Annotated in this window: 20 protein-coding genes; 14 read left to right on the top strand and 6 right to left on the bottom strand. The window is 70.8% G+C overall.

Translation table 11 applies throughout. The annotated features are described in order from the left end of the window. The first annotated feature begins 626 nt into the window (after nucleotides 1-626). Nucleotides 627-1,742, top strand: a complete 1,116-nt coding sequence (locus AB0F58_RS19980) for a hypothetical protein (RefSeq protein WP_357144740.1) — start codon at nucleotides 627-629, stop codon at nucleotides 1,740-1,742. A gap of 67 nt (nucleotides 1,743-1,809) precedes the next feature. Here the strand turns inward: AB0F58_RS19980 and AB0F58_RS19975 are convergent, their stop codons facing one another. Next, a complete protein-coding gene (locus AB0F58_RS19975) occupies nucleotides 1,810-3,039 on the bottom strand; it encodes a helix-turn-helix domain-containing protein (protein ID WP_357144738.1) in 1,230 nt (409 codons plus the stop codon). Then, complete coding sequence (locus AB0F58_RS19970) at nucleotides 3,036-3,179, bottom strand: hypothetical protein (protein WP_357144735.1); 144 nt, start codon at nucleotides 3,177-3,179, stop codon at nucleotides 3,036-3,038. The genes AB0F58_RS19975 and AB0F58_RS19970 overlap by 4 nt, the downstream gene beginning before the upstream one ends. Before the next feature lie 210 nt (nucleotides 3,180-3,389). On the opposite strand from AB0F58_RS19970, the gene AB0F58_RS19965 reads away from it, so the two are divergent. After that, nucleotides 3,390-4,181, top strand: a complete 792-nt coding sequence (locus AB0F58_RS19965) for a GntR family transcriptional regulator (RefSeq protein ID WP_357144733.1) — start codon at nucleotides 3,390-3,392, stop codon at nucleotides 4,179-4,181. A gap of 128 nt (nucleotides 4,182-4,309) precedes the next feature. Here the strand turns inward: AB0F58_RS19965 and AB0F58_RS19960 are convergent, their stop codons facing one another. The 4 genes from AB0F58_RS19960 to AB0F58_RS19945 all read right to left on the bottom strand — a co-directional run bounded on the left by AB0F58_RS19960 (nucleotide 4,310) and on the right by AB0F58_RS19945 (nucleotide 7,910). Next, nucleotides 4,310-4,936 (bottom strand): SGNH/GDSL hydrolase family protein, encoded by a 627-nt coding sequence (locus tag AB0F58_RS19960; protein ID WP_357144730.1) that lies wholly within the window; start codon nucleotides 4,934-4,936, stop codon nucleotides 4,310-4,312. A 129-nt stretch (nucleotides 4,937-5,065) separates the two neighbouring features. After that, nucleotides 5,066-6,556: a CoA-acylating methylmalonate-semialdehyde dehydrogenase gene (locus AB0F58_RS19955; protein ID WP_357144728.1), complete on the bottom strand. Its 1,491-nt coding sequence runs from the start codon at nucleotides 6,554-6,556 to the stop codon at nucleotides 5,066-5,068. Nucleotides 6,557-6,585: 29 nt separating this feature from the next. After that, a complete protein-coding gene (locus AB0F58_RS19950) occupies nucleotides 6,586-6,987 on the bottom strand; it encodes a dimethylsulfonioproprionate lyase family protein (protein WP_357144725.1) in 402 nt (133 codons plus the stop codon). 134 nt (nucleotides 6,988-7,121) lie between these two features. Further along, on the bottom strand, nucleotides 7,122-7,910 hold the full coding sequence (locus tag AB0F58_RS19945) for a DUF4437 domain-containing protein (protein ID WP_357144722.1): 789 nt from the start codon (nucleotides 7,908-7,910) through the stop codon (nucleotides 7,122-7,124). A 272-nt stretch (nucleotides 7,911-8,182) separates the two neighbouring features. Here AB0F58_RS19945 and hydA point away from each other — a divergent pair, with 272 nt between their 5' ends. From hydA to AB0F58_RS19885, 12 genes are all read left to right on the top strand, one after another. Beyond that, entirely contained in the window at nucleotides 8,183-9,562 is a 1,380-nt protein-coding gene (gene hydA / locus AB0F58_RS19940) for a dihydropyrimidinase (RefSeq protein WP_357144719.1), read from the top strand. A 132-nt stretch (nucleotides 9,563-9,694) separates the two neighbouring features. Beyond that, nucleotides 9,695-11,308, top strand: a complete 1,614-nt coding sequence (locus AB0F58_RS19935) for an ABC transporter substrate-binding protein (protein ID WP_357144716.1) — start codon at nucleotides 9,695-9,697, stop codon at nucleotides 11,306-11,308. Between the two features lie 68 nt (nucleotides 11,309-11,376). Next, nucleotides 11,377-13,437: a hydantoinase/oxoprolinase family protein gene (locus AB0F58_RS19930; protein ID WP_357144713.1), complete on the top strand. Its 2,061-nt coding sequence runs from the start codon at nucleotides 11,377-11,379 to the stop codon at nucleotides 13,435-13,437. Continuing rightward, nucleotides 13,434-15,437: a hydantoinase B/oxoprolinase family protein gene (locus AB0F58_RS19925; RefSeq protein WP_357144711.1), complete on the top strand. Its 2,004-nt coding sequence runs from the start codon at nucleotides 13,434-13,436 to the stop codon at nucleotides 15,435-15,437. The genes AB0F58_RS19930 and AB0F58_RS19925 overlap by 4 nt, the downstream gene beginning before the upstream one ends. 84 nt (nucleotides 15,438-15,521) lie before the next feature. Next, the gene (locus AB0F58_RS19920) at nucleotides 15,522-15,833 is read left to right on the top strand and encodes a BMC domain-containing protein (protein ID WP_357144708.1); all 312 of its coding nucleotides are present in this window, start codon (nucleotides 15,522-15,524) and stop codon (nucleotides 15,831-15,833) included. 35 nt (nucleotides 15,834-15,868) lie between these two features. Then, the gene (locus tag AB0F58_RS19915; protein ID WP_357144705.1) at nucleotides 15,869-16,639 is read left to right on the top strand and encodes a hypothetical protein; all 771 of its coding nucleotides are present in this window, start codon (nucleotides 15,869-15,871) and stop codon (nucleotides 16,637-16,639) included. Next, nucleotides 16,636-17,796, top strand: coding sequence for a class I SAM-dependent methyltransferase (locus AB0F58_RS19910; protein WP_357144702.1), 1,161 nt, complete (start codon nucleotides 16,636-16,638; stop codon nucleotides 17,794-17,796). Before AB0F58_RS19915 ends, AB0F58_RS19910 begins: the two co-directional genes overlap by 4 nt. Next, on the top strand, nucleotides 17,747-18,430 hold the full coding sequence (locus AB0F58_RS19905; RefSeq protein WP_357145226.1) for a hypothetical protein: 684 nt from the start codon (nucleotides 17,747-17,749) through the stop codon (nucleotides 18,428-18,430). The genes AB0F58_RS19910 and AB0F58_RS19905 overlap by 50 nt, the downstream gene beginning before the upstream one ends. Nucleotides 18,431-18,449: 19 nt before the next feature. Beyond that, nucleotides 18,450-18,737 (top strand): EutN/CcmL family microcompartment protein, encoded by a 288-nt coding sequence (locus AB0F58_RS19900; RefSeq protein ID WP_357144699.1) that lies wholly within the window; start codon nucleotides 18,450-18,452, stop codon nucleotides 18,735-18,737. A 1-nt stretch (nucleotide 18,738) separates the two neighbouring features. Continuing rightward, nucleotides 18,739-19,380: a BMC domain-containing protein gene (locus tag AB0F58_RS19895; protein WP_357144696.1), complete on the top strand. Its 642-nt coding sequence runs from the start codon at nucleotides 18,739-18,741 to the stop codon at nucleotides 19,378-19,380. Between the two features lies 1 nt (nucleotide 19,381). Beyond that, nucleotides 19,382-20,170 carry an alpha/beta hydrolase gene (locus AB0F58_RS19890; protein WP_357144692.1) on the top strand — a complete coding sequence of 263 codons (789 nt, stop codon included), beginning with the start codon at nucleotides 19,382-19,384 and terminating at the stop codon, nucleotides 20,168-20,170. Further along, the gene (locus tag AB0F58_RS19885; protein ID WP_357144689.1) at nucleotides 20,167-21,588 is read left to right on the top strand and encodes an FAD-dependent oxidoreductase; all 1,422 of its coding nucleotides are present in this window, start codon (nucleotides 20,167-20,169) and stop codon (nucleotides 21,586-21,588) included. Before AB0F58_RS19890 ends, AB0F58_RS19885 begins: the two co-directional genes overlap by 4 nt. The last annotated feature ends 87 nt before the right edge of the window (nucleotides 21,589-21,675 follow it).

The following is a 21,675-nucleotide window of genomic DNA, read 5'->3' as shown; positions in this document are numbered from 1 at the left end:
GGTGGCACCGGTCGTCCCGCACGCTCGGAGGTGGGTCGCGGTGGTGGTGTCGACAACAATTCAGTGCTGTCGATGGCGACGCTATGGGCTGCCGCCGTTGTCAGTCAACAACTTCCGGAAACTTACGGAAGCAATCTGTAGGTCTCGATACGTTCAGGCGGGGTCGTTCATGCTGGCCGAAGCTCTCCTGGGGGAGGCCGATCAAGATCATGAGCTTCTCGGCATCCAGGGCTGGGGCACGTGCCGGATGTCAAGTTTCGGAAGTTTCGGGACCTGCTACTTCGTCCTCACTCGGACGGCAGTGCTGGCCAGGACAGGCCGCAGGCCCCGTCCCACCCCGAACGACCACGCCTGGAGCAGAGCGATCACGTAACCGGTGGCTTCAACCTGCCCCGAAACCGCCCAATACCGAAACTATTCAACCGTCCTCAGGACGAAACGCGCCGGTGGATCAACGCTCAGAAGGATGCGGTGGAACCAGTCGCATGATCAGCCTAAGATGGCGCCTCAGCTCGACATCTGAACGACAGATGTTCTGATTGCTGCGGCAACGTGTTGAAGGCCAGCGGGTGCGACCGACCCAGCCAAGCTGGCCACCGCTGAACCTCCTGGGAGAAGAAATCGCCATGACCGAAGCTCCGATTGACGCGGGCGACTCTGACGACGACGCTGCCCGGAAGGCTGTCGAGCGGGATCGGGCCGAGCTGCGGGAGTTCATCAAGAGCCTGAACGCGGACGACGTCAGGTCAGGCGACTGGTTCTCGAAACTCGTTGCGCAGGCTCTGAGTTCCTACACCGACAAGGTCGACTGGCTGTACTTCCAGGAGAGGTACAAGGGCGTACCGGCGGATGGCATCGTCGAACAACGGATCACGATGGCATCGCGGTACGCCGCGCTCCAAGGCGGACTCTCGGCCGGAGCGTACTCGGCGGCCGTCGCTGCCACCATCGGCAGCGCTGGTGGTGCTTCACCGCTTGCTCTGCCGGCCGCTGCGGTGACCCTCATGGTCGACCTCACGTACATCACCCGGCTTCAGCTGCGCCTGGCCTACGACATCTCCGTGTTGTATCGGGTCCCGCTCGACCTGTCCGACCCGGACGACATGTGGAAGCTCATCCGTGTGGCCTTGACCATCAAGGGCGGGGAAGTGGCGCGGGAGGGTGCTACCAAGTCGGTCCCGTTCGTGGTGCGTCCGTTGATCAAAAAATTCTACTCCCATGGCGTCCTGACTGCGGCGAAACAGCTTCCTGTCGTCGGGAAGCTCCTCCTGCAGCGCAACGTAATCAAGATCGGTATCCCCCTGGTCGGAATTCCCCTCACCGTGGTGCTGAACCGTTACACGACGCTGGTCGCGGGCCGGCACGCGCGAACCGTATTCCGTAACGAGGCGCGGGTGATCGAGCTCGCCATGAAACTGTGCAGGCAGAGTCGGTACCCCCAGTTGATGCTGTGGGTCGCATGGCTCGTCATTACAGCGGACAACAAGATCGGCGACGATGAGACGCTGCTGATGAAGCACCTGGCGAGGAACGTCCGCGATCTGCACGGGGTGATCGATCATGAACTGGCCAATGTTGTCGATATCGACCCGGACGATGTGTGGAAACGTCTGGACGCTGAACCCGGGGACCTGACCGAGCTCCTTGACGTTGCCAGCCGGGTGGCCACGGTAGACGGCGACATCACCGTTCGTGAAAAGGAGGTCATTGCTGAGCTTCGTGACCGCTGCCGTCGAGCCTGACGCCGCCAGCGACACCGGACCATCACGGTCGGCTGCGGCCCGAACCACTCCCTTCCAGGCGGCGCGGTCAGGTTCGGGCCAGGCCGAGGGTGGCGGCGAGGCGGGTCACGTCGGCCGGGGTCGGTCCGGCGCGCAGCACGGCGGCCAGTGCGGCGTGGGCGGCGGGTCGGAGGCGTACCTCGGCGGGGGCGATCCGGTCGGCGGTGAGCAGGGCGCGGCCGGCGGCATGGTGGTCGCCGAGGTCGAGGTGGACTCGGGTCATGTCGATCAGGTGGGCGGCGCGGTGTTCGGCGGGCAGCCGCTGCCAGGCGTCGCCCTCGGTGGCACGGTGGTGCAGGGCGACGGCCAGGTGATTGTCGCCGAGGCGGGCGGCGGCCAGCGCGCGGGCGAGGTCGACCACGACCGGCCCGAAGCCGTACCCGTCGTGGTGGTGGCGCTCGGCGTGGGTGGCGGCGAGGTGGGCCGCACGTTCGGTGAGGTCGTCCACGGCAGCGACATCGCCGCAGGTGGCGGCGGCGAGGGCGGCCTCGGTGAACAGCGTGCCGGCCAGGGCGAGGTCGTCGGGTGCGAGCACGCGGTGCGGAGCCAGGTCGAGGGGACGTACGGCGGTGGTGGCGGCGGTCATCGCCAGCCGGCCCCGGTGCAGCGCCCGGAGGGCCTGAGCCAGCGGCACGGCGGCGAGGGCGGTACGGCGCGGGTCGCCTGCGGCGGTGGTCATCGCCCGATCCGCGACCAGCCAGGCGAGGTGCGCCTCGCCGAGCTTGACCAGCACCTGGGCGGTGAGCCGGTAGACGTGTACCAGCATGAGCGCGGCCGGTCCGCCGCTGGCCGGCCCGTCGGGGCGGGTGGCGTGGCGGGCAGCGGCGAGCAGGCCGGGCAGCATCCGGAGCACCTGAAGGTGGTGGGCGTGGCGGTAGGCCGTCTGGGCGTACCCGATCCGGTGGTCGAGTTCGGTGACTGACGACGGCCAGTCCCGGTCGGCGGCGCCGGGGGTGTCGTAGCAGGTGAGGGCCTCGCGGACCTGCTCCACGGCGGCGGTGGCGTCGGTGGTGGGCGCCCGCTGGACCTTCCGGCCTACCAGGACGCCGGGGGCGACGCCGAGGGCGGCGGCCACCGTCTCGATCATGGGGAGCCGGTCGAGGGTGCGCACGCCGCGTTCGACCTTGTCGACCCAGCTCTTGGACCGGCCGATCCGGTCGGCGAAGACCTGTTGGCTCATGCCCCGACGGACCCGCAACTGCGCCACCCGTCGGCCGATCGGCAGCTCGCGTCGGTTGTGCTGGCGCGGCGCGGTCATCGCCGGTCGGCCCGGTTGATGGGTTCGGTGTACTCGCCGCAGCGCGGGCACCACCGCGCCTTCACCCGGAACGCCAGCAGCCCGAGTAGGAACCCCGGCACCAGACCACCGAACACCACCGACAGGATTTCGGAAACCACGAACACCGCACCTTTCGCCGAGGTTGGGCATGGGCCGATGCGCAACGCTCGGCTGCTCCGCTTACTGATGGCAAGCTATCGCACTCATTCCGTGATCAGAAGGAATTAAGTGCGCTAAATCCTCACGCGTCGTGACGCCCCGTGTTTGCCGCACCTGTGTCAGCGTGGTCGACTTGGGACGGAGCACGTGCCAACGTGGAAGGACCGCCGATGACCAGCCAGGAACCGCCGAACTATCAGCGCGTCGTGGACGACCTGCGTTCGCGGATCCTCTCCGGTGACCTTGGCCCCGGCGACAAGCTCCCCACCGAGCGGGAACTTCAGCAGCGCTGGGGCTTCTCCACCACGATCATCAAGCACGCCCTGACGTTGCTGCGCGGAGAAGGTCTCATCGAGGGGCGGCGTGGCTCCGGCAACTACGTGCGTGACCGGACCCGCCTCGTCCGCCATGCCCATTCCCGCGACATGCGCCAACGCGTCGGCAGCACGTCACCGTTCGCCCGAGACACCCACGCCGCAGGCAGGCAACCGACCTGGAAGGCGGAGAGTGAGAAGATCCCCGCTCCGCCGCGCATCGCCGAACGGCTCGGCATCCAACCCGGCGACCCGGTCATGCGTACGACGTACCGGTATCTCGCCGACGACGTGCCGATCCAACTCGCCGACTCGTACGAGCCGTTGACGGTCACCGGCGGCACGCCCGTCGAGTACCCCGAGCGCGGGCCGGTCATCGGCGTGGTCGCCCGGATGGACTTCATCGGCGTGGCCATAGACCGATTCGTGGAGGAGGTCACCACCCGACCGGCGATGCCCGAGGAAGCGGACGCCCTGGCGCTCGACCGGCGTGGTGGCCGGTGGGTGATTGCAATCGAGCGCACCTACTACGCCGGACGGACGGCCGTGGAGACCGCCGACATCGTGTTCCCCGGCGACCGGTACCGGCTCGTCTACGAGATGCCCATCGACCCGTGGTCCCCACCGGACGACGCCGAGACGTCCTGACCTGCCCGTGATCGTCGTACCGCCAGGCTGATCCGGCGGTCAGGGCCGGTCCGGGACCTACGTTCTCGGGCCGGCACCGCCGGCCGGCCGTGTCGCGCCCGCCGTCGGGCGTCGCCGGGGGTGCCGCGTCAGCGGGCGCTCTGACTCACCGCCACCGACGCGGCGGTTCGCACGGTGGGCGCCAACGCGGCGGCGATGACCGCGTATCCGGCGCTGGACGGGTGGAACCGGTCCGCGCTGAACAGGCTCGGGTCGACGGTGAAGTCCGCCGCCGAGGAGCCGCCGATGTCCGCGATGTGCGCCCCGGCGGTGCGGGCTGCGCGGATCTGTGCCTGTTGCAGCATGACGCTGGCGGCCCGTACGGACGGGCGCAGCTGCGCCGGGACCCAGGGCACCGCGCTGAGGTCGGGTGCGGGGGCGACGACCACCTCGGCTCCGACGGCGCACAACCGCCGGACGGCGTCGGTCAGGTGCGCGCAAGCCTGCTGCGGCGGAACGAAGTGGGTCAGGTCGTTGGCGCCGATGATGATCAGTGCCAGGTGCGGCGGCCGGGCGGTCGCGCGTTGCACCTGGCCTGCCAGGTCATGACTACGCGCGCCGGGTACCGCGTAGACGCGTACGTCGGTGGTGATGCCGGCATCGGTCAGGTCGGCGGAGAGGCGCGCGGCGATGGTGTCGGCCGGTTTCGCTGCGCCCTGTCCGTAGGCGATGGAGTCGCCGAGGACGGCGAAGGCGAGGGTCACACCGGAGGACAACGCCGGACAGGCGTTCCTGCTTCCGGCGGCGACATCGCGATCAGCGGTGACCGGTTCACGTTCGACGGGGACCGTCCGGGCGGGCAGTGCGGGTGACGATCCGGCCCGCACTGCCCGTACCGAGGTGGCTCAGGAGGCGGTGGGGAAGTGGAAGTCGGACCGGAACGTCTCGGTTCCGCCCGGCCAGCGACTCGTGACCACCTTCCCCCGGGTGTAGAACGACACCCCCTCCGGACCGTGGATGTGGGTGTCGCCGAAGAGCGACGCCTTCCAGCCGCCGAAGGAGTGGTAGGCCATCGGCACCGGCAGCGGGACGTTCACGCCGATCATGCCGACGTTGACGCCCCGGACGAACCGGCGGGCCGCCGCGCCGCCCGAGGTGAACAGCGCGGTGCCGTTGCCGTACGGGTTGGCGTTGATGATGCCGACGGCCTCGTCCAGGGTGTCGGCGCGCAGCACGACCAGCACCGGACCGAAGATCTCCTGCTGGTAGGCGGCCATCTCCGGGGTCACCCGGTCGAGCAGGCAGGGGCCGACGAAGTAGCCCTCGTCGTGGCCGTCCACCCGCAGCTCCCGACCGTCGACGACCAGGGTGGCACCGGCCTTCTGTGCCTCGTCGACCGAGTCGATGACCCGCGTGCGTGCCTCGCCGGTGACCACCGGGCCCATCTGGGAGGTGGGCTGGTCGCCGGGGCCGACCACGATCGTCGACGCCTCCTGTGTCAGCAGCTCGACGAGTTGGTTGCCGACCGGGCCGACCGCGACGACCGCCGAGATCGCCATGCACCGCTGCCCCGCCGAACCGTACGCGGCCGAGGTGATCTGTCGTGCCGCGTCGGCCAGGTCGGCGTCGGGCAGCACCACGGCGTGGTTCTTCGCCCCGCCCAGCGCCTGGACCCGCTTGCCGGTGGAGGCGGCGCGCTGGTGCACGTAGCTGGCGATCGGGGTGGAGCCGACGAACGACACCGCCGCGACGCCGGGGTGGTCGAGCAGCGCGTCGACCGCCGCCTTGCCGCCGTGCACCACGTTGAACACCCCGTCGGGCAGGCCCGCGTCGGCGTAGAGCTGCGCGACGAGGTTCGCCGCGGACGGGTCGCGCTCGCTCGGCTTGAGCACGAAGGCGTTGCCGCAGGCGATGGCGATCGGGTGCATCCACATCGGCACCATCACCGGGAAGTTGAACGGGGTGATGCCGGCGCACACGCCCAGCGGCGCGCGCAGCGAGTACGAGTCGACGCCGGTGGAGACCTGATCGGAGTAGGCACCCTTGAGCAACTGCGGAATCCCGCAGGCGAACTCGATGACCTCCCGGCCCCGGATCACCTCGCCGCGCGCGTCCTCGACGGTCTTGCCGTGTTCGGCGGTGACCAGCCGGGCCAGGTCGTCCTCGTGCCGCTCCACCAGGTCACGCAGCCGGAAGAGGACCTTGGTACGTCGGGACAGCGACATCTCGGACCACGACTCGAAGGCCGTGGCCGCCGCCGCGACGGCCCGGTCGACCTCGGGCTGCCCGCCCAGCGCGACCCGTGCCTGCGGCTGGCCGGTCGCGGGCTGGTAAACGGTCGCGTACTCACTGCCGGCGACGGACGTCCCGCCGATCCAGTGCTCGATGCTGCGCACCGCACTCTCCTTCGTCGTCGATGTGGGAGTCAGAGCCACCGGGTGCCGATCCCCTGGAGGTCGGGGTTGTGGAAGGAGTACAGGAGTTCCATGGTGTTCGTGCTGCCGGTCGCGATCGCGTGGGCGACCCCGGCCGGGATGTACATCGCGGTGCCCGGACCCGCCTCGAACTCCTCGTCGGCGACGGTGAACAGCGCCGTGCCGTGGAGCACGTAGTAGAACTCGGCCGAGGCGGCGTGCAGGTGCAGCGGGTGGGTCATGCCGGGTTCCATCCGGTAGACCCCGGTGAGGAACTCGCACTCCGGGTCGTCGGTCCGCTGCCGGTCGACGAGGCGGTGCACCAGGCCCTCGTCGTCCGGGTTGTGGTTGAGGGCGGAGATCAGCTCGTACTCCAGCTCGTCCCGGTGCAGCACGAACGCCGGGCGCGGCACCGCCGCGCCCGGGGCGGCCTCCGCGCCAGGCGCAGCTCCCGCGCCAAGGGGAGCCCTGACGCCGGGGGCGGAACCGGCGTCGGCGCTGGCTGCCGGCCCGGCGATGCGGCGACCGGGTGGGTGGGGTAGCGCGGTCACCGTTCGGCGTCCACGCCGGTCGCGCCGACCGGGATGTTCGGGCTGGTGAGCGGGCCGTGGTGCTTGGAGAGGCAGAGCGCCTCCCAGCCGGAGACCACACCGTGGATCACGCCGGGCTCCCAGCACAGGTACTCGCCGGTGCGGTAGACGTGCTCGGGGTCGGTGGCGCACCAGCCGCCGAGGAAGAAGATCTCCTCGGTGCTGTGGTGGAACTCCAACGAGGTCTTGGAGAAGTTACGCGGCATCACGAACAGGATGGTGTCCTTGCCGGTCTCCTCGACCTTGCGCAGCCGGACGCACTGGGTGGGCACCGCCAGGTCGCCGTGGCTGCTCGTGTCGGTCACGCCCGCGAACGCCTCCCGCACCGGCAGCCAGTTCGCGGAGTCGAAGATGTCGACGGTCTCGCCGAACGGCTTCGACGGGGCGGGGGGCTCGCCGGTGCCGACCTCGAACGGCGCGTCGGTCCAGAAGATCAACGTGGCGCCCTGCTCCGACGAGACCGGGCCGATCGGCGTGCCGGCCGGCAGGAAGAGGTAGTGCCCGCGCCGGCACTGGCGGCCGGCGATGGTGAGGTCGCCGTCGCGGACCAGGAGTTCGAGGTCGGCGTGGTTCCAGTGCTCCGGCATCTGCCAGCCGGGCGGGACGTCGACGACGAGCGTCTCCGCGCCGGTCTCCGGGTCGCTGTTGATCTGCCGGGAGAGGAGTCCGAACGGTAGGTCCCTCGCCCGCCACACCCGCTGCGGTACCTGCTCGACGACGACCCGCCGCTTACCGGAATGAGTCACGGTGGCCTCCTTAGCGTTGGGGCTGGATTGTATGTAATCACCAGGACAGCGTCTAGGTCCACTGTCTCGTTAGGCGGGATTTCTGCTGGTAGAGGCCGGTCGGCCGCTGGACCGCCGCCACTGGCTGTATGCAAGATGGCCTGAGGCGGGCTGGTGGTGGCGATGCGTGGACCGTACCGTGACTTCTTATGGCTGACCAGCAGTCTTGTATACGATCCAGCGCCTAGTAGCCCTGCCAACCGCGCTCCCTCAGCTGCTCGGATCGGACAGAGATGCCGCGAAGATTCGGCCTCGTCGGTGGAACGGTGGTCACCGAGGACGGCAGCCACGTCACGGACCTGCTTATCGAGGCGGGGCGGATCGAGAACGTCGGTCGGATACCAGCGTCGGCGGACATCGAGAGGATCGACGTCCGAGGGAAGATCGTCATCCCCGGTGGCGTCGATGTGCATACACATATGGATACGCCGTTCATGGGGGCGGTCACCTCCGACGACCACGCCTCGGCCAGTCGCGCCGCTGCGGTGGGAGGCACCACGACCTACGTCGACTACGCCTTCCAGCGCCCCGGCGAGCGCCTGCCGGAGGTCCTGGCCCGCTGGGCCGGGCGGGCCGGCGGCCGGTCCGCGATCGACTTCAGCTTCCACCTGGCGGTGACGTCGCCGTACCCGGATCTCGTGGCGGACATGGCGCTGGCGGTCGCCGACGGCGTGACCAGCTTCAAGGTGTTCATGGCGTACAAGGGTCTGGCCATGCTCGACGACGGCCAGCTCTTCTCGATCCTCGGCGAGTGCCGGCGCCTCGGCGCCACGCTCTGCGTACACGCCGAGAACGGGCACGTCATCGACGTGCTGGCCGAGCGGCTCGTCCGGGCCGGGCGGACCGGCCCGCTGGCCCACCTGCTGTCCCGGCCGCCGGAGACCGAGGTGGAGGCGGTCCGGCGCGGGATCATGCTCGCGAACCTGGCCGACGCCCCGCTGTACTTCGTGCACCTGTCGACCGCCGGGGCTGTCGAGGCGGTGGCGGAGGCCCGGCTGGCGGGGCGACCGATCTCCGGCGAGACCTGTACCCACTACCTCCTGCTCGACGAGGGCCTGTACCACGCCCCCGGTTTCGAGGCGGCGAAGTACGTGGTCAGCCCCCCGCTGCGCGGCCCGGAGCACCGGGAGGCGCTGTGGCGGGGCCTGCGGGACACCACCCTGGGGGTGGTCAGCTCGGACCACTGCCCGTTCTGCATGGACGGGCAGAAGACCCTGGGCGTCGACGACTTCCGGCGGATCCCCAACGGGGCGCCGGGCATCGAACACCGCGTGCCGATGCTCTACGGGCACGGCGTACGCCCGGGGCGGTTGAGCCTCGAACGGTTCGTCGAGGTGGTGTCGACCGAACCGGCCCGCCGCTTCGGGCTCTACCCGGACAAGGGTGTCATCCGGCGGGGGTCGGACGCCGACCTCGTCGTGCTCGACCCGGACGCGGCCTCGGTCGTGCTCGCGCAGACGATGACGCAGAACTGTGACTACACCCCGTTCGAGCGGTGGCACGTGCCCGGTCGGATCGACGCGGTCTACCTGCGGGGCGAGCTGGTCGCCCGCCGGGGACGGTTCGTCGGCCGGCAGGATGCCGGACGGTTCCTGAGCCGTCGCGCGGCGTGAGCGCACCGGGTTCTACCTGCGGAGAGGCTTGACAGCGGCAACTTTGCATACAACTATCGCTTCATGTGATCCGCTTCACCGGGACCATTGGGATAGATGTAGCAACCTTGCACACAATGTGGAGGTGTTGGCATGGGAATACGCTCCGTGCGGCTGCGGGCCGTGGCACTGCTCGCCGTAGCGAGCCTGACTCTCGCGGCCTGCAGCGGGAACGATGCGGAGGAGTCTGATGCCGGCACCGGCCAGGCGTTGACCATCGCGGCGCCGGGAGTCGTGTCCAGTCTCGACTCCGAGCGCTACCAGGGGTTCATCTCGATCGACCTGCTACCGAACACCGCCGGCACCCTCGTGCGCTTCAAGAAGCCCGAGGCCGGCGCGACCACCCTCCAGACGCCGGACCAGATCGAGCCCGAGCTTGCCGAGTCCTGGAAGCTGAGCGAGGACCGCAAGCAGATGTCCTTCACGCTCCGCGAGGCCAAGAGCCAGTTCGACAACCCCCTCACCTCGGACGACGTGAAGTGGTCCGTCGATCGGATGGTCAACAGCACGGGCGTGCCGATCGCCAAGATCCTGATGGGCATCGGCGGTTGGGACACCGCCAACCCGATCACCGTCACCGACGCCCGGAACTTCACGATCAACGTCGCCAAGCCGAACGCGGTGAGCGTGTCCATCCTGAGCACGTTCTTCATGACCATCTACGACTCGGTCGAGGCGAAGAAGCACGCCACGGCGGACGACCCGTACGCCTACAAGTGGCTGGCGGAGAACACCGCCACCTTCGGGCCGTACCAGGTGCGGTCGTTCGACCCGGGCAAGGAGGTCCGCCTCACCGCCAACAAGAACTACTTCCGGGGCATGCCGAAGGTGACCGACGTGGTGGTCCGCGCCGTCGCCGACACCTCGAACCGGCTCCAGCTCGCCCAGAGCGGGCAGGTCGACATCGCCAGCGCGATGACCTTCGACCAGCTCTCCTCCCTGGAGAAGAGCGGCGACGTCCGGTTGGAGCGGGTGCTCTACCCGAACATCGACGTGCTGGTGCCGAACCTCAAGGCCAAGCCCTTCGACGACAAGCGGGTGCGCGAGGCCATCTCGTACGCCGTGGACCGCAAGGCGATCGTCGACTCCGCGTACCAGGGCTTCGCCACGCCGTCGGCCGACTACATCCACGACGACTTCGGTGCTCCGGCCGCCGGCCAGTCCCTGACCCACAACATCGACCGGGCCAAGCAGCTGCTGGCCGAGGCGGGGCTGCCCAACGGCTTCCCGATGGAACTGGCCTACAACGCGGCGAACGTCGGCGCCCACAGCGAGCAGGTCGCCGTCCTGCTGCGGTCGCAGCTGGCCAAGGTCGGCATCGACGTGAAGCTGAACAACGTCGCCTCCGGCGCGGACTTCGACACCGCCAAGCGTGAGGGCAAGCTCCAGACCTGGCTGGCCACCAGCACCCCGCTGGTTCCCGACCCCGCCTACTACCTCCAGGTCTTCTACTCCACCGGCGGTCTGACCAACCTCCAGAACTACAGCTCCCCGACCGTCGACGGGCTCTCCCGGCAGATCCTCGAAACCCAGCCGGGCGCCGAACGGGAGGCGCTGGTCAAGCAGGTCAACGACTTCATGGTCAGTGACATGCCGGCCGTCCCGCTGGTCGACGGCCAGAAGTACTACATCTTCAAGAAGAACGTGACCGGGTTCGTCAGCTACTCCCAGGGCCACGTCAACTACTACGACATCACCGTCTCCTAGCCCGCCGCGTCGTCCCCGGCCGGCGACGGCCGGGGACGACCCCGGCGAAGAAAGCAGGATGTTCACCGATGTACCGACTCGGAGTTGACGTCGGCGGTACGTTCACGGACGTCCTCCTCATCGAGGAGGCGACCGGGAAGACCCGCCGGACGAAGGTGCCGTCGACACCCCAGGACCAGTCGATCGGTGTCATCGAGGGCGTGACCCGCGTCCTGGCGGACGCCAAGGCCCGCGCGGCGGACATCCGCCAGTTCCTGCACGGGACGACGGTGGCCACCAACGCCGTCCTCGAACGCCGGGGTGCCCGGGTGGGCCTGATCGTCACCACCGGCTACCGGCAGGTCCTGCACATCGCGAGGTCCTTCGTGCCCGGTGGGCTGGGCGGCTGGATCGTCTGGGACCGGCCGGCCGAGCTGGTGGCGCTCGACGACGTCCGCGAGGTCGCCGGCCGGATGGACTTCCGGGGCGAGCAGGTCGACGCGCTCGACGAGGCGGCCGTACGGACCGCCGTCCGCCAGCTCGTCGACCGGGGCGTGGACGCCCTCGCCATCGGTTTCGTCAACTCGTACGCCAACCCCGCCCACGAACTGCGGGCCGCCGAGATCGCCGCGGCCGAGGCGCCCGGCGTACCGGTCTCCACCTCGGCCGGGGTCCTGCCCGAGCTGGGGGAGTACGAGCGGACGCTGACCACGGTCGCCAACGCCTACGTCCGACCCGGTGTCGGGGCCTACCTGCGGAACCTGAGCGCGAAGCTGGTCACCGAGGGCCTGGTCGGCGAGCGTCGGGTGCTGCGTTCCGACGGCGGCCTGATGACCTTCGAACGGGCCGAGGACATCCCGGTCAGTCTGCTGATGAGCGGACCGGCCGGCGGGGTCGCCGCGGCGGTGGCCCTCGGCCCGGCGGCCGGTCACCCGGACCTGCTCACGCTGGACATGGGCGGCACCTCCACCGACGTCGCCCTGATCGAGAACGGCACCCCGGTCATCCGGCGCGAGACGACCGTGGCCGACCTCGCCGTCCGCGCCCCGTCGATCGACGTGCAGACCGTGGGGGCCGGTGGCGGCTCCATCGCGCACGTACCCGAGCTGACCGGGGCGCTGCGGGTCGGCCCGGCCAGCGCCGGTGCCCTCCCCGGCCCGGCGACGTACGGTCGCGGCGGCACGCTGCCGACGGTCACCGACGCGAACGTGGTGCTCGGCTACCTCCCGCACGCCCTGCTCGGCGGGGCGATGCCGCTCGACGTCGAGAAGGCCCGTACCGCGGTCGGGTCCGTCGCGACGAAGCTCGGGGTGTCGGTGGAGGCGGCCGCCGCCGCGATCATCGACATCGTCAACGAGAACATGCTGGGCGCGCTGCGGCTGGTCTCGGTGCAGCGGGGCTACGACCCGAGGCGGTTCGCGCTCTTCGGGTTCGGTGGCGCGGGCCCCCTGCACGCCAACGCCCTGGCCCGGCTCCTCGGCTCCTGGCCGGTGGTGATCCCGCAGTCGCCGGGCGTGCTCTGCGCCTACGGGGACGCCTCGACCGGCGTGCGGGCCGAGGCGAACAAGTCCCTGGTGCGCCCGCTCGACGACCTCGACGAGGAGCAGTTGCGCCGGGAGTTCGCCGAGCTGGCCGCGCGGATCGACACCGAGTTCGACCGGGCCGAGGTGCCCGCCGACGCCCGTACGGTGCGGTTCGAGGCCGACGTGCGCTACCAGGGGCAGGGCTTCGAGGTGCCGGTCGACGTCGGGACGTCGCGGCGGGAGGACCTGATCCCGAAGCTGCGCAGCGGATTCGACGAGGCCCACCAACGCCTCTTCGGCTTCGCCCTCGACGAGCGGCACGAGATCGTCAACATCCGGGCGGTGGGGATCTCCGAGGCGGAGCGGATCAAGCCCGTGGAGATCGGGCCGGGCACCCGTGACGCGTCCCGGGCGGTGATCGGCCGCCAGCAGGTGTACGTCGACGGCGGCTGGCAGGAGGCGACGCTCTACGACCGGACCGCCCTGGGTGCCGGTGACGAGCTGCGCGGACCGGCGATCGTCGTCGAGATGGACTCCACCAGCCTGGTCCTGCCGGGCTGCGTGGCACGCGTCGACAGGCTGGGCAACCTGCTCATCCTGCCCGTCGAGGACGGAGTGGTGGCATGAGCGCGGTCATCGTCGAGACGCCCCGCGCGGCGCGGCCGGTCGAGGTCGAGGCCGCGGTGCTCGACATCGTCGAGAACGCCCTGCGCAACGCCCGCTTCGAGATGGACGCCGTCGTGCTGCGCACCGCGATGTCACCGGGCATCCGGGAACAGCACGACGCGTTCCCGCTGATCGCCGACCGGCTCGGACGGATGGTCGCCGGCCAGTTCGGCTCCTTCATCGACGGCTTCCTGTCGGCGTACGAGGGCACGGTCGAGGAGGGCGACGTCTTCTTCACCTCCGACCCGTACGCCTGCGACGGCGCGATCAGCCACGCCAACGACTGGCTGGTGCTGCTCCCCATCTACCACCAGCACGCGCTGGTCGGCTGGGCGGCGATGTTCGGCCACATGAGCGACGTCGGCGGCAAGGTCCCCGGCAGCCTCCCCACCGACGCGGTGTCGATCCACGAGGAGGGGGTGATCGTCCCGCCGGTGAAGCTGTTCCGGAACGGCAAACTCGACCAGCAACTGCTCGACACCGTCCTCAACCAGGTGCGGCTGCCGAGCTGGAACCGGGCCGACCTGAACGCGGTCCTGGCGTCCTGCCGGACCGCCGAGACCCGGGTACGGGAGCTCTGCGACCGGTTCGGCGTGGACACCTACCTGTCCACCCTGGACCTGCTGCTAGAACGGAACAAGCAGGCGATGGCGAAGCTGTTCCGGCAGGTCGTCCCGGAGACGCCGGTGACCTTCGAGGACTTCGTCGACGACGACGGGCGGGGTGAGGGGCCGTTCCGCATCCGGTGCACCCTGTGGCGCGACGGCGACCGGGTCGTGCTGGACTTCGCCGGCACCAGCGACCAGGCCGACGGGTCGATCAACTTCCTGCTGAACGAGAACGTCCTGCGGATGTTCTTCGGCGTCTACACGATCATGGCGGTCGACCCGCTGATCCTGTTCAACGACGGCTTCTATCCCCTGGTCGACGTCCGGATCCCCGAGGGCAGCCTGCTCAAGCCCCGCCGGCCGGCGGCCATCTCGTGCCGGACGCACGCGCTGGGGCGGCTCTTCGACGTCCTCGCCGGGTTGCTCGGGCAGTGTCAGCCGGACTTCCTCTGCGCCGCCGGGTTCTCCTCCAGCCCACACCTGATGTACTCCGGCTCCGACCGGACCGGGAAGTGGTTCCAGCTGTACCAGATCGGCTTCGGCGGGGTTCCCGCCCGGCCGGTCGGGGACGGGTTCGACGGCCACTCCATGTGGCCCTCGTTCACCAACGTGCCGAACGAGTACCTGGAGGCCTACTACCCGCTGCGCATCGAGGCGTACGAGTCGGTCCCGGACTCCGGGGGCGCGGGCCGGCACCGGGGCGGCAACGGCATCCGGATGGCCTACCGGTTCCTCGAGCCGGGCGAGGTGTCCATCCACGACGACCGGTGGTTCACCAAGCCGTGGGGCGTGCTCGGCGGCGAGCCGGGGCGACGCGGGACGAAGATCCTGGAACGGGCCGACGGCTCGCGGCAGGTGGTGCCGGCCAAGTGCGACCGCGTCGCGGTGCGCCCCGGTGACCTGCTGCACTTCGTCACCTGGGGTGGCGGCGGGTGGGGCGACCCGCTCGAACGCGACCCGGAGCAGGTGCGGCACGACGTCGAACGCGGGCTGGTCACCGTCGAGGGCGCCCGGGGGTACGGGGTCGTCCTGACCGGCGGCGACGTGGACACCGACGCCACCCGGAGGCTGCGCGCCGAACTGGCCGGCACCCGGCGTGACCTGCCCCGCTTCAACCGGGGCGGCACGCTGGAGGAGTTGACGCAACGCTGCCTGACCGAGACCGGGCTGGCCCCGCCGCGCGAGCCGTCCCGGGCCCGGGGGCGCCAGGAACCGACCGCGACCCCCACCCGCGCCACCCGCACCCCGGCCGGACCGGAGCGGGTCCGGGCCGCCGGGCCGGAGCCGCGACCGGCGCTCTCCCCGCTGGAGGCGCTCGTGCACCACATCGCCCGGCAGGTGACCGCGCGATGAGTCCCACCCACTGCCAGACCGGCACGGTTCTGGGCAACGACGGCGGGCATCCGCCCGTCGACGAACTCTCGAAGGAGAACTGCAATGGCTGACCTTCAGAACTCTGCGCTCGGGATGATCGAGACCCGTGGCCTGGTCGCGGCGGTCGAGGCCGCCGACGCGATGGTCAAGGCCGCCACCGTCGTCCTGGTGGGCACCGAGTACATCGGCGGTGGCCTGGTCACCGTGGTGGTCCGGGGCGACGTCGGCGCGGTCAAGGCCGCCACCGACGCCGGAGCGGCGAGCGCCTCCCGGCTCGGCGAGGTCGTCTCGGTGCACGTCATCCCCCGCCCGCACACCGAGGTCGAGGCGATCCTGCCCACCGGGGCGACCCGGGGTGGCGGAACAAAGGCCTGACCAGGCCGTCGCGTGCTCATCGAAGGAGCTGATACATGAGTCGGGTGTGGACTGCCGTCGATATCGAAGACGTCGCCCGGTCGCACGAGCCGCGCGAAATCCTTCTGGGCCCGCGTGACCTGATCTCGCCGCACGCCCAGGACATCGCCCGGGGGCTGGGCGTCGAGATCCGCCGGACCGGACAGGACGTGCCGGCCGAGCCGGCCCGACCGTCGGTCCCGGCCGACTCCGGTGCGACCTCCGGCGGCTGCGACGACGCGGACGCCTGCTCGTGCGGCTGCGCGGCTGCCGAGGAGGCGGAACGGACCATCCGTACCATCGCCGCCGCGGTCTCGTCGGCGAACCCGGGCGCGGACGCGTCGACCGTCGCCAGCGAGACGTTGCGGGCGCTCGGCGCCTACGGCGGGCCGGGCGTCGGGAGCCCCGACCAGGCGCAGCCGCTGCCCGGACAGCTGCTGCCCAAGAAGGCGAAGGGCGCCCGCCCCCAGTTCTTCGCCGAGCCGGGCATGGAGGCCCTGGTCTCGACGCTGGTCACCCTCTCGTCCGAGGTGTGGGTGCTGCGCGAGCGGCTGATGACGCTGGAGCACCTCCTCGCCGACCGGCGGGTGGTGGAGCGCGGTGCGGTGGACGACTTCACCGTCTCGGGCGCGGACGCCCAGGCCCGCGACGAGGAGGCGGCGGCCTTCGTCGCCCGGGTGCTGCGGGTCTTCTACGAGTGGCGCGAGGAGATCGTGCGGGAGGAGACCCCGGAGTCGTACCGGGAGGTCATCAAGCAGGCCTTCGCGCAGGTGGGGGAGGGGAAGTGAAGGAACAGCAGCGGCACGGCCTGTTGCCGAGGGAGAACCACGACGAACTCGCGCGGGAGAACTTCGTCCGGGCGCTCAAGTCGCACATCTCCAACGAGGTGACCCCCGGGGTCCGGGAGCTGTACGCGCACCGCGTCGCCCCCCGGTACGAGCAGGAGGAGGGGGTCCCGCCCCGCGACCGGCAGTCGGTGCGCCGGGCGATGGAACCCGAGCCGTACTACCAGCTCTGGAGTTCGGTGCGCCGGGCCAGCCAGGACCTGCTCTGGAACGTGGTGGCGGACAGCATCGGCCGGCAGCTCGACGACCTGAAGGCGCAGGCGGAGCGGGCCGGGAAGGGACTGGGCACGCTCGAACTCGACCCGGGGTTCACGCTGCCCTGGTACTTCTGGGGCATCGACATCCACGCCATGCCGGGTGGTTACCGCAGCGAGTACGTGGCCGGGGACCTCACCGCCGGGGCGCTCTACGACCGGGGCGTCTACGTGTACGCCATGGGCCAGATGGGCGCGCTCAACGACGACTACGGCCAGTCCGTGGTGAACAACTACCTGAAGAAGGAACACCGGGACTTCCGCCCCAAGCGCATCCTGGAGATCGGGTGCGGGGTGGGCAACTCGACCCTGCCGTACGTGGACGCCTACCCGGACGCCGAGGTGCACGGGGTCGACGTCGGCGCGTCGCTGCTCCGGTACGCGCACGGCCGCGCCGAGTCCCTCGGCCGGAAGGTGCACTTCTCGCAGCAGAACGCGGAGGCCACGAGGTTCCCGGACGGGCACTTCGACCTGGTCGTCTCGCACATCCTGCTGCACGAGATGCCGCCGGACGCGGTCCGCGCCGTGCTGCGGGAGTGCCACCGGCTGCTCGCCCCCGGCGGCATGATGATCCACGCGGACTTCCCCGGCTACGCCGGCCTGGACCCGCTGGTGCAGTTCCTCATCGACTGGGACACCTGGAACAACAACGAGCCGTTCTGGGGCCCGATGCGGGACATGGACCTCGTCCGGGCCGCCCGGGACGCCGGGTTCACCGGCGACTGCTCGGAGCTGTCCTGCAAGCGGGAGTGCGTCGAGGAGGTCACCACGCCGACCGGCCGGGTGCTCCAGAGCGGTGAGCGACGGCGCAGCGGCACCCTGGCGCTCCTCGTGGGTCGGCGCTGACATGGCGCGCGGCAACGTCGAGTTGCGGACCTACGCGTTCGTGGACCGGCTCCAGCCCCAGATGGCCGCCCTGCTCGGCAGCGTGATGTCGGGCGACCCGGTCGTCGAGGGGATGAGTCAGCTCTACCTGGAGATCTCCCCGGGCAGCGACGTGTACGCCCTGGTCGACGCGGCGGTCAAGGGGGCCGGTGTCCGGCCGGGTTCCCAGGTCGTCGAGCGGCAGTACGGCATGACGGAGCTGCACTCGATGTCCCAGGACGCCGTCCACCAGGCCGGTCGGACGATCCTCGACCTGCTCGGGATGACCGAGGCGGACGCCCAGCCCGCGGAACTCGTCTCGGCGAAGATCGTCTCCAACATCGACGCCTACCAGGCGCAGCTGGTGAACCGGTCCAAGAAGGGCTCCCTGCTGGTCGCCGGTGAGTCGATGCTCGTCGTCGAGTGCGAGCCGGCCGCCTACATCTCCGCCGTCGGCAACGAGGTGGAGAAGTCGGCGGACGTCAAGATCGTGGACGTCCGGGGGGTCGGTCAGTTCGGACGGTTGTGGATCTCCGGCATGCACGCGGAGGTCGAGTCGGCCCGTGACGCGGTCCGGCAGGCGTTCGAGAAGACACCCTGGTCCAACCGGCGCTAACGGAACGAGGTGAATCGGCGTGCGTATCGCCCGGGTGATCGGGTCGGTGGTCAGCACCGTCAAGTCCGAGGCGCTGACCGGAGCCAAACTGCTCGTCGTCGCGCCGCTGGGTGAGACGCACGCCGCAGAGCCGTATGTCGCGGTCGACACCGTCGGCGCCGGCAGGGGAGAGGTCGTCCTGGTCGCGACGGGTGGCGCCGCGCGGCTGGCGGAGCGGCAATCCAGTCAGGCGCCCGTGGACTCCACCATCGTCGCGATCGTCGACCGGTTGGAGTCCGAGGCGTGGGTCAACTATGTGAAGGACTGACGTGGACCTGTGGGATGCGGGTGCCCTCGGCATGGTCGAGGCGCGAGGACTGGCCGCGTCGATCGTCGCCGTCGACGTGATGGCGAAGGCGGCCGAGGTGACGGTGATCGGCGTCCAGCGGATCGGCGACGGTCTCGTCGCGGTGTCGTTCACCGGCGACATGGCGTCGGTGACGACGGCGGTCGAGAGTGCCCGGCAGGCGGTCGCCGCGGTCGGCGGGACGATCACCTCGACCGTCATCGGTCGACCCGCCGTACCGACGACCGTCCTGCGCGACACCGACCACGAGGTGCCCGCCGGCGTGCCGCCGGCCGGGGACACGCCCGGCGGCAGGACCGCCGTCGGGGAGGCCCCCGCCGCGGCGACGCCCGCCGCGAGCACGCCCGCCGGGGACGAGCCGGGCGGGAAGACCGGGGACGCCCCCGCCGGAGAGCCGGCCGGCCCGGCGGTGCCCGAGGCTGCCGTGCCCCGCACGCCACGGAGCCGGTCGGCGCGGTCCACCTCACCGAAGCGGGGCACGCCCGGAGCAGCGGCGGCCGAGCCGCCTCCGGCGTCCGGTCCACCGCCTCGGGCGTCCGGTCCACCGTCGCCGGCGGGGGAGCCGCCGCCCGAACCACCCACCCGACGACCACGAGGGAGGTGACATGCGCGGATATGTCGGCCCGGAAGGCGCGCAGGTCCACTACCGGACCAGCGGTACCCGGGGACCTGCCCTCGCGCTGTTCCACGAGTCGCCGCAGGCGTCCAACGTCTTCGCACCGGCCCTGCCCGCCCTCGGGCGTTCGCTGCGCGCCTTCGCCTTCGACACGCCCGGATACGGGCTCTCCGACCCGCCGGCCGAGCCGCTGGACATCACCGGCTACGCGCGCCGGCTGCTCGACGCGATCGACGCGCTGGGCATCGGGGAGTTCGCCGTCGCCGGACAGCACACCGGTGCGTCCCTGGCGCTGGAGGTCGCCCGGCTCGCGCCGCCCGGCCGGGTCACCCACGCGATCCTGTCCGGGCTGGTCCTCGACCGGGCCGAACGGGAGCGGCTGGGCGCCTCCTGGGCACCGGACAAGCCGGTCGATCCGGCCGGTGGGCACCTGCGCGACCTCTGGGAACGGTACCTGGACATCTGGGAGGCACCCCCGGAGCTGGTCAACCTCGCGGTGGCGAACATCGCCTCGGTGTTCGGGCGCTACAACTGGGCGTACCGGGCGGCCTTCCGGTACGACCCGACCGAGCCCCTGCGGACCGCGCCCTGCCCGGTGCTCCTGCTCACCGCCGAACGGGACATGCTGGCCCACTGCGACGCGCTCGCGCTGACGATCCGTCCCGACGCGAAGGCCGTCCGACTGACCGACACCACCGGGCAACTGCCGTGGCGGGTGCCGGAGGAGTACGCCTCGGTGGTGTCGTCCTTCGTCACCGGGGTCGGGGGTGCGCCGTGAGCGAGGACGCGGACCTGCTGGTGGTGGGAGCCGGTACCGCCGGTCTGCCCGTCGCGATCGAGGCGGCGCGGGCGGGCCTGCGGGTCGAGCTGGTGGACGCCGCCGACGACATCGGGGGGACGTTGCGGGTCTCCGCCGGCCACATGAGCGCCGCCGGCACCCGCCGCCAGCGTCAGGCGGGTATCGACGACGACCCCGACCGGCACTTCGCCGACGTGATGCGGATCGGGCACCACGAGGGGGACGCCGCCCTCATCCGGCTGGCGGTCGACGAGGCCCCCGGTCTGGTCGACTGGTTGGACGAGAACGGTTTCCCGTTCGCACCGGGCACCCCGGTGGTCTACCACGGACACTCCCCGTACTCCCGGCCCCGGACCTACTGGGGGGTCGCGCACGGCCAGTCGATCCGGGAGACGCTCCGGCCACTGCTCGACGAGCAGGTCGCCGCCGGCAATGTCACCCTGCGGCTGCGGTCCCGCGCCGTCGAGCTCACCACCGGTGGCGGTGCGGTGACCGGTGCGGTCGTGCAGACCGCCGACGGACCCCGCGAACTGCGCGCCGGCGTCACGGTCCTTGCGTCGGGCGGGTACGGAGCCAATCCCGGGCTCTTCGCCGCGCTGACCCCCGGTAACCCACGGCTGGTGACCAACGCGGTGGAGACCTCGACCGGGGACGCCATCGAGATGGCCTCGCCGCTCGGTGCCGTCGTCCGCTTCGCCGAACTCCACACTCCCCGCCTCGGCCTGCTCGAACGCCGTTCCGATCCCGGACGGGTGGACCTCTGGTCGGCGTTGGCCAACCTCGCGCCCGCCGAACGCCCGCCCCGGGAGATCTGGGTGAACGCGCGAGGTGAGCGGTTCACCGCCGAGGACCTCGACGACGTGACGTGCCACGAGCGGGTCGTGCAGGAGCAGCCCGGTGCCGAGTTCTGGATCGTGTTCGACGAGGCGAGCATCGACGCGGGGGCCCCGCTGGTGCCCCGGTGGGGGGCGGAGCGGCTGCGCGAGGAGGCGCGGCGCGGGGACGTCGCCTGGGTCGCCGACGACCTTCCCGGCCTCGCCCGTCGCGCCGGGATCGACCCGGACGGGCTGCTGCACACCGTAGGGGCGTACCACCGGGCGGTCGACGAGGGCGCGGACCCGCTGGGTCGCCGGGTGCTCGACCACCGGGTGACCCGACCGCCCTACTACGCGGTGCGGTCGGTAGCGGCGCTGCTCTGCAGTTTCGGCGGGCTGGACGTCGACACCGGCTTCCGGGTCCGGCGCGACGGCGGCGGGGTCGTTCCGGGGTTGTACGCCCTCGGCGAGGCGATCGGCATGGGGGCCACCAGCGGGGCCGCGTTCTGCGGGGGGATGGCGGTGACGCCGGCGCTGGCGTTCGGTCGTCTGCTCGGTCGGCGACTGGCCGCGAAGGCGTGATCGGTAGGAAGCGCCCCTGACTGTCCTGTATGCAGCGAGATCCTGATGTGGATCTCCCTTCGGTAAAACCGCTGTTGACAGCGGGTG

Origin of the sequence: Micromonospora sp. NPDC023956 (assembly GCF_040639195.1) — a bacterium.
Taxonomy (GTDB): Bacteria; Actinomycetota; Actinomycetes; order Mycobacteriales; family Micromonosporaceae; genus Micromonospora.
Note: the sequence above shows the minus strand (reverse complement) of the source record. Positions and strands in the feature narration are given on the sequence as shown.

Excerpts from the sequence above, each read along its gene's own strand:
- AB0F58_RS19975 (WP_357144738.1), bottom strand. The coding sequence starts at position 3,039 with ATGACCGCGCCGCGCCAGCACAACCGACGCGAGCTGCCGATCGGCCGA.
- AB0F58_RS19920 (WP_357144708.1), top strand. The coding sequence starts at position 15,522 with ATGGCTGACCTTCAGAACTCTGCGCTCGGGATGATCGAGACCCGTGGC.
- AB0F58_RS19890 (WP_357144692.1), top strand. The coding sequence starts at position 19,382 with ATGCGCGGATATGTCGGCCCGGAAGGCGCGCAGGTCCACTACCGGACC.
- AB0F58_RS19925 (WP_357144711.1), top strand. The coding sequence starts at position 13,434 with ATGAGCGCGGTCATCGTCGAGACGCCCCGCGCGGCGCGGCCGGTCGAG.
- AB0F58_RS19930 (WP_357144713.1), top strand. The coding sequence starts at position 11,377 with ATGTACCGACTCGGAGTTGACGTCGGCGGTACGTTCACGGACGTCCTC.
- AB0F58_RS19915 (WP_357144705.1), top strand. The coding sequence starts at position 15,869 with ATGAGTCGGGTGTGGACTGCCGTCGATATCGAAGACGTCGCCCGGTCG.
- AB0F58_RS19980 (WP_357144740.1), top strand. The coding sequence starts at position 627 with ATGACCGAAGCTCCGATTGACGCGGGCGACTCTGACGACGACGCTGCC.
- AB0F58_RS19935 (WP_357144716.1), top strand. The coding sequence starts at position 9,695 with ATGGGAATACGCTCCGTGCGGCTGCGGGCCGTGGCACTGCTCGCCGTA.
- AB0F58_RS19965 (WP_357144733.1), top strand. The coding sequence starts at position 3,390 with ATGACCAGCCAGGAACCGCCGAACTATCAGCGCGTCGTGGACGACCTG.
- hydA (WP_357144719.1), top strand. The coding sequence starts at position 8,183 with ATGCCGCGAAGATTCGGCCTCGTCGGTGGAACGGTGGTCACCGAGGAC.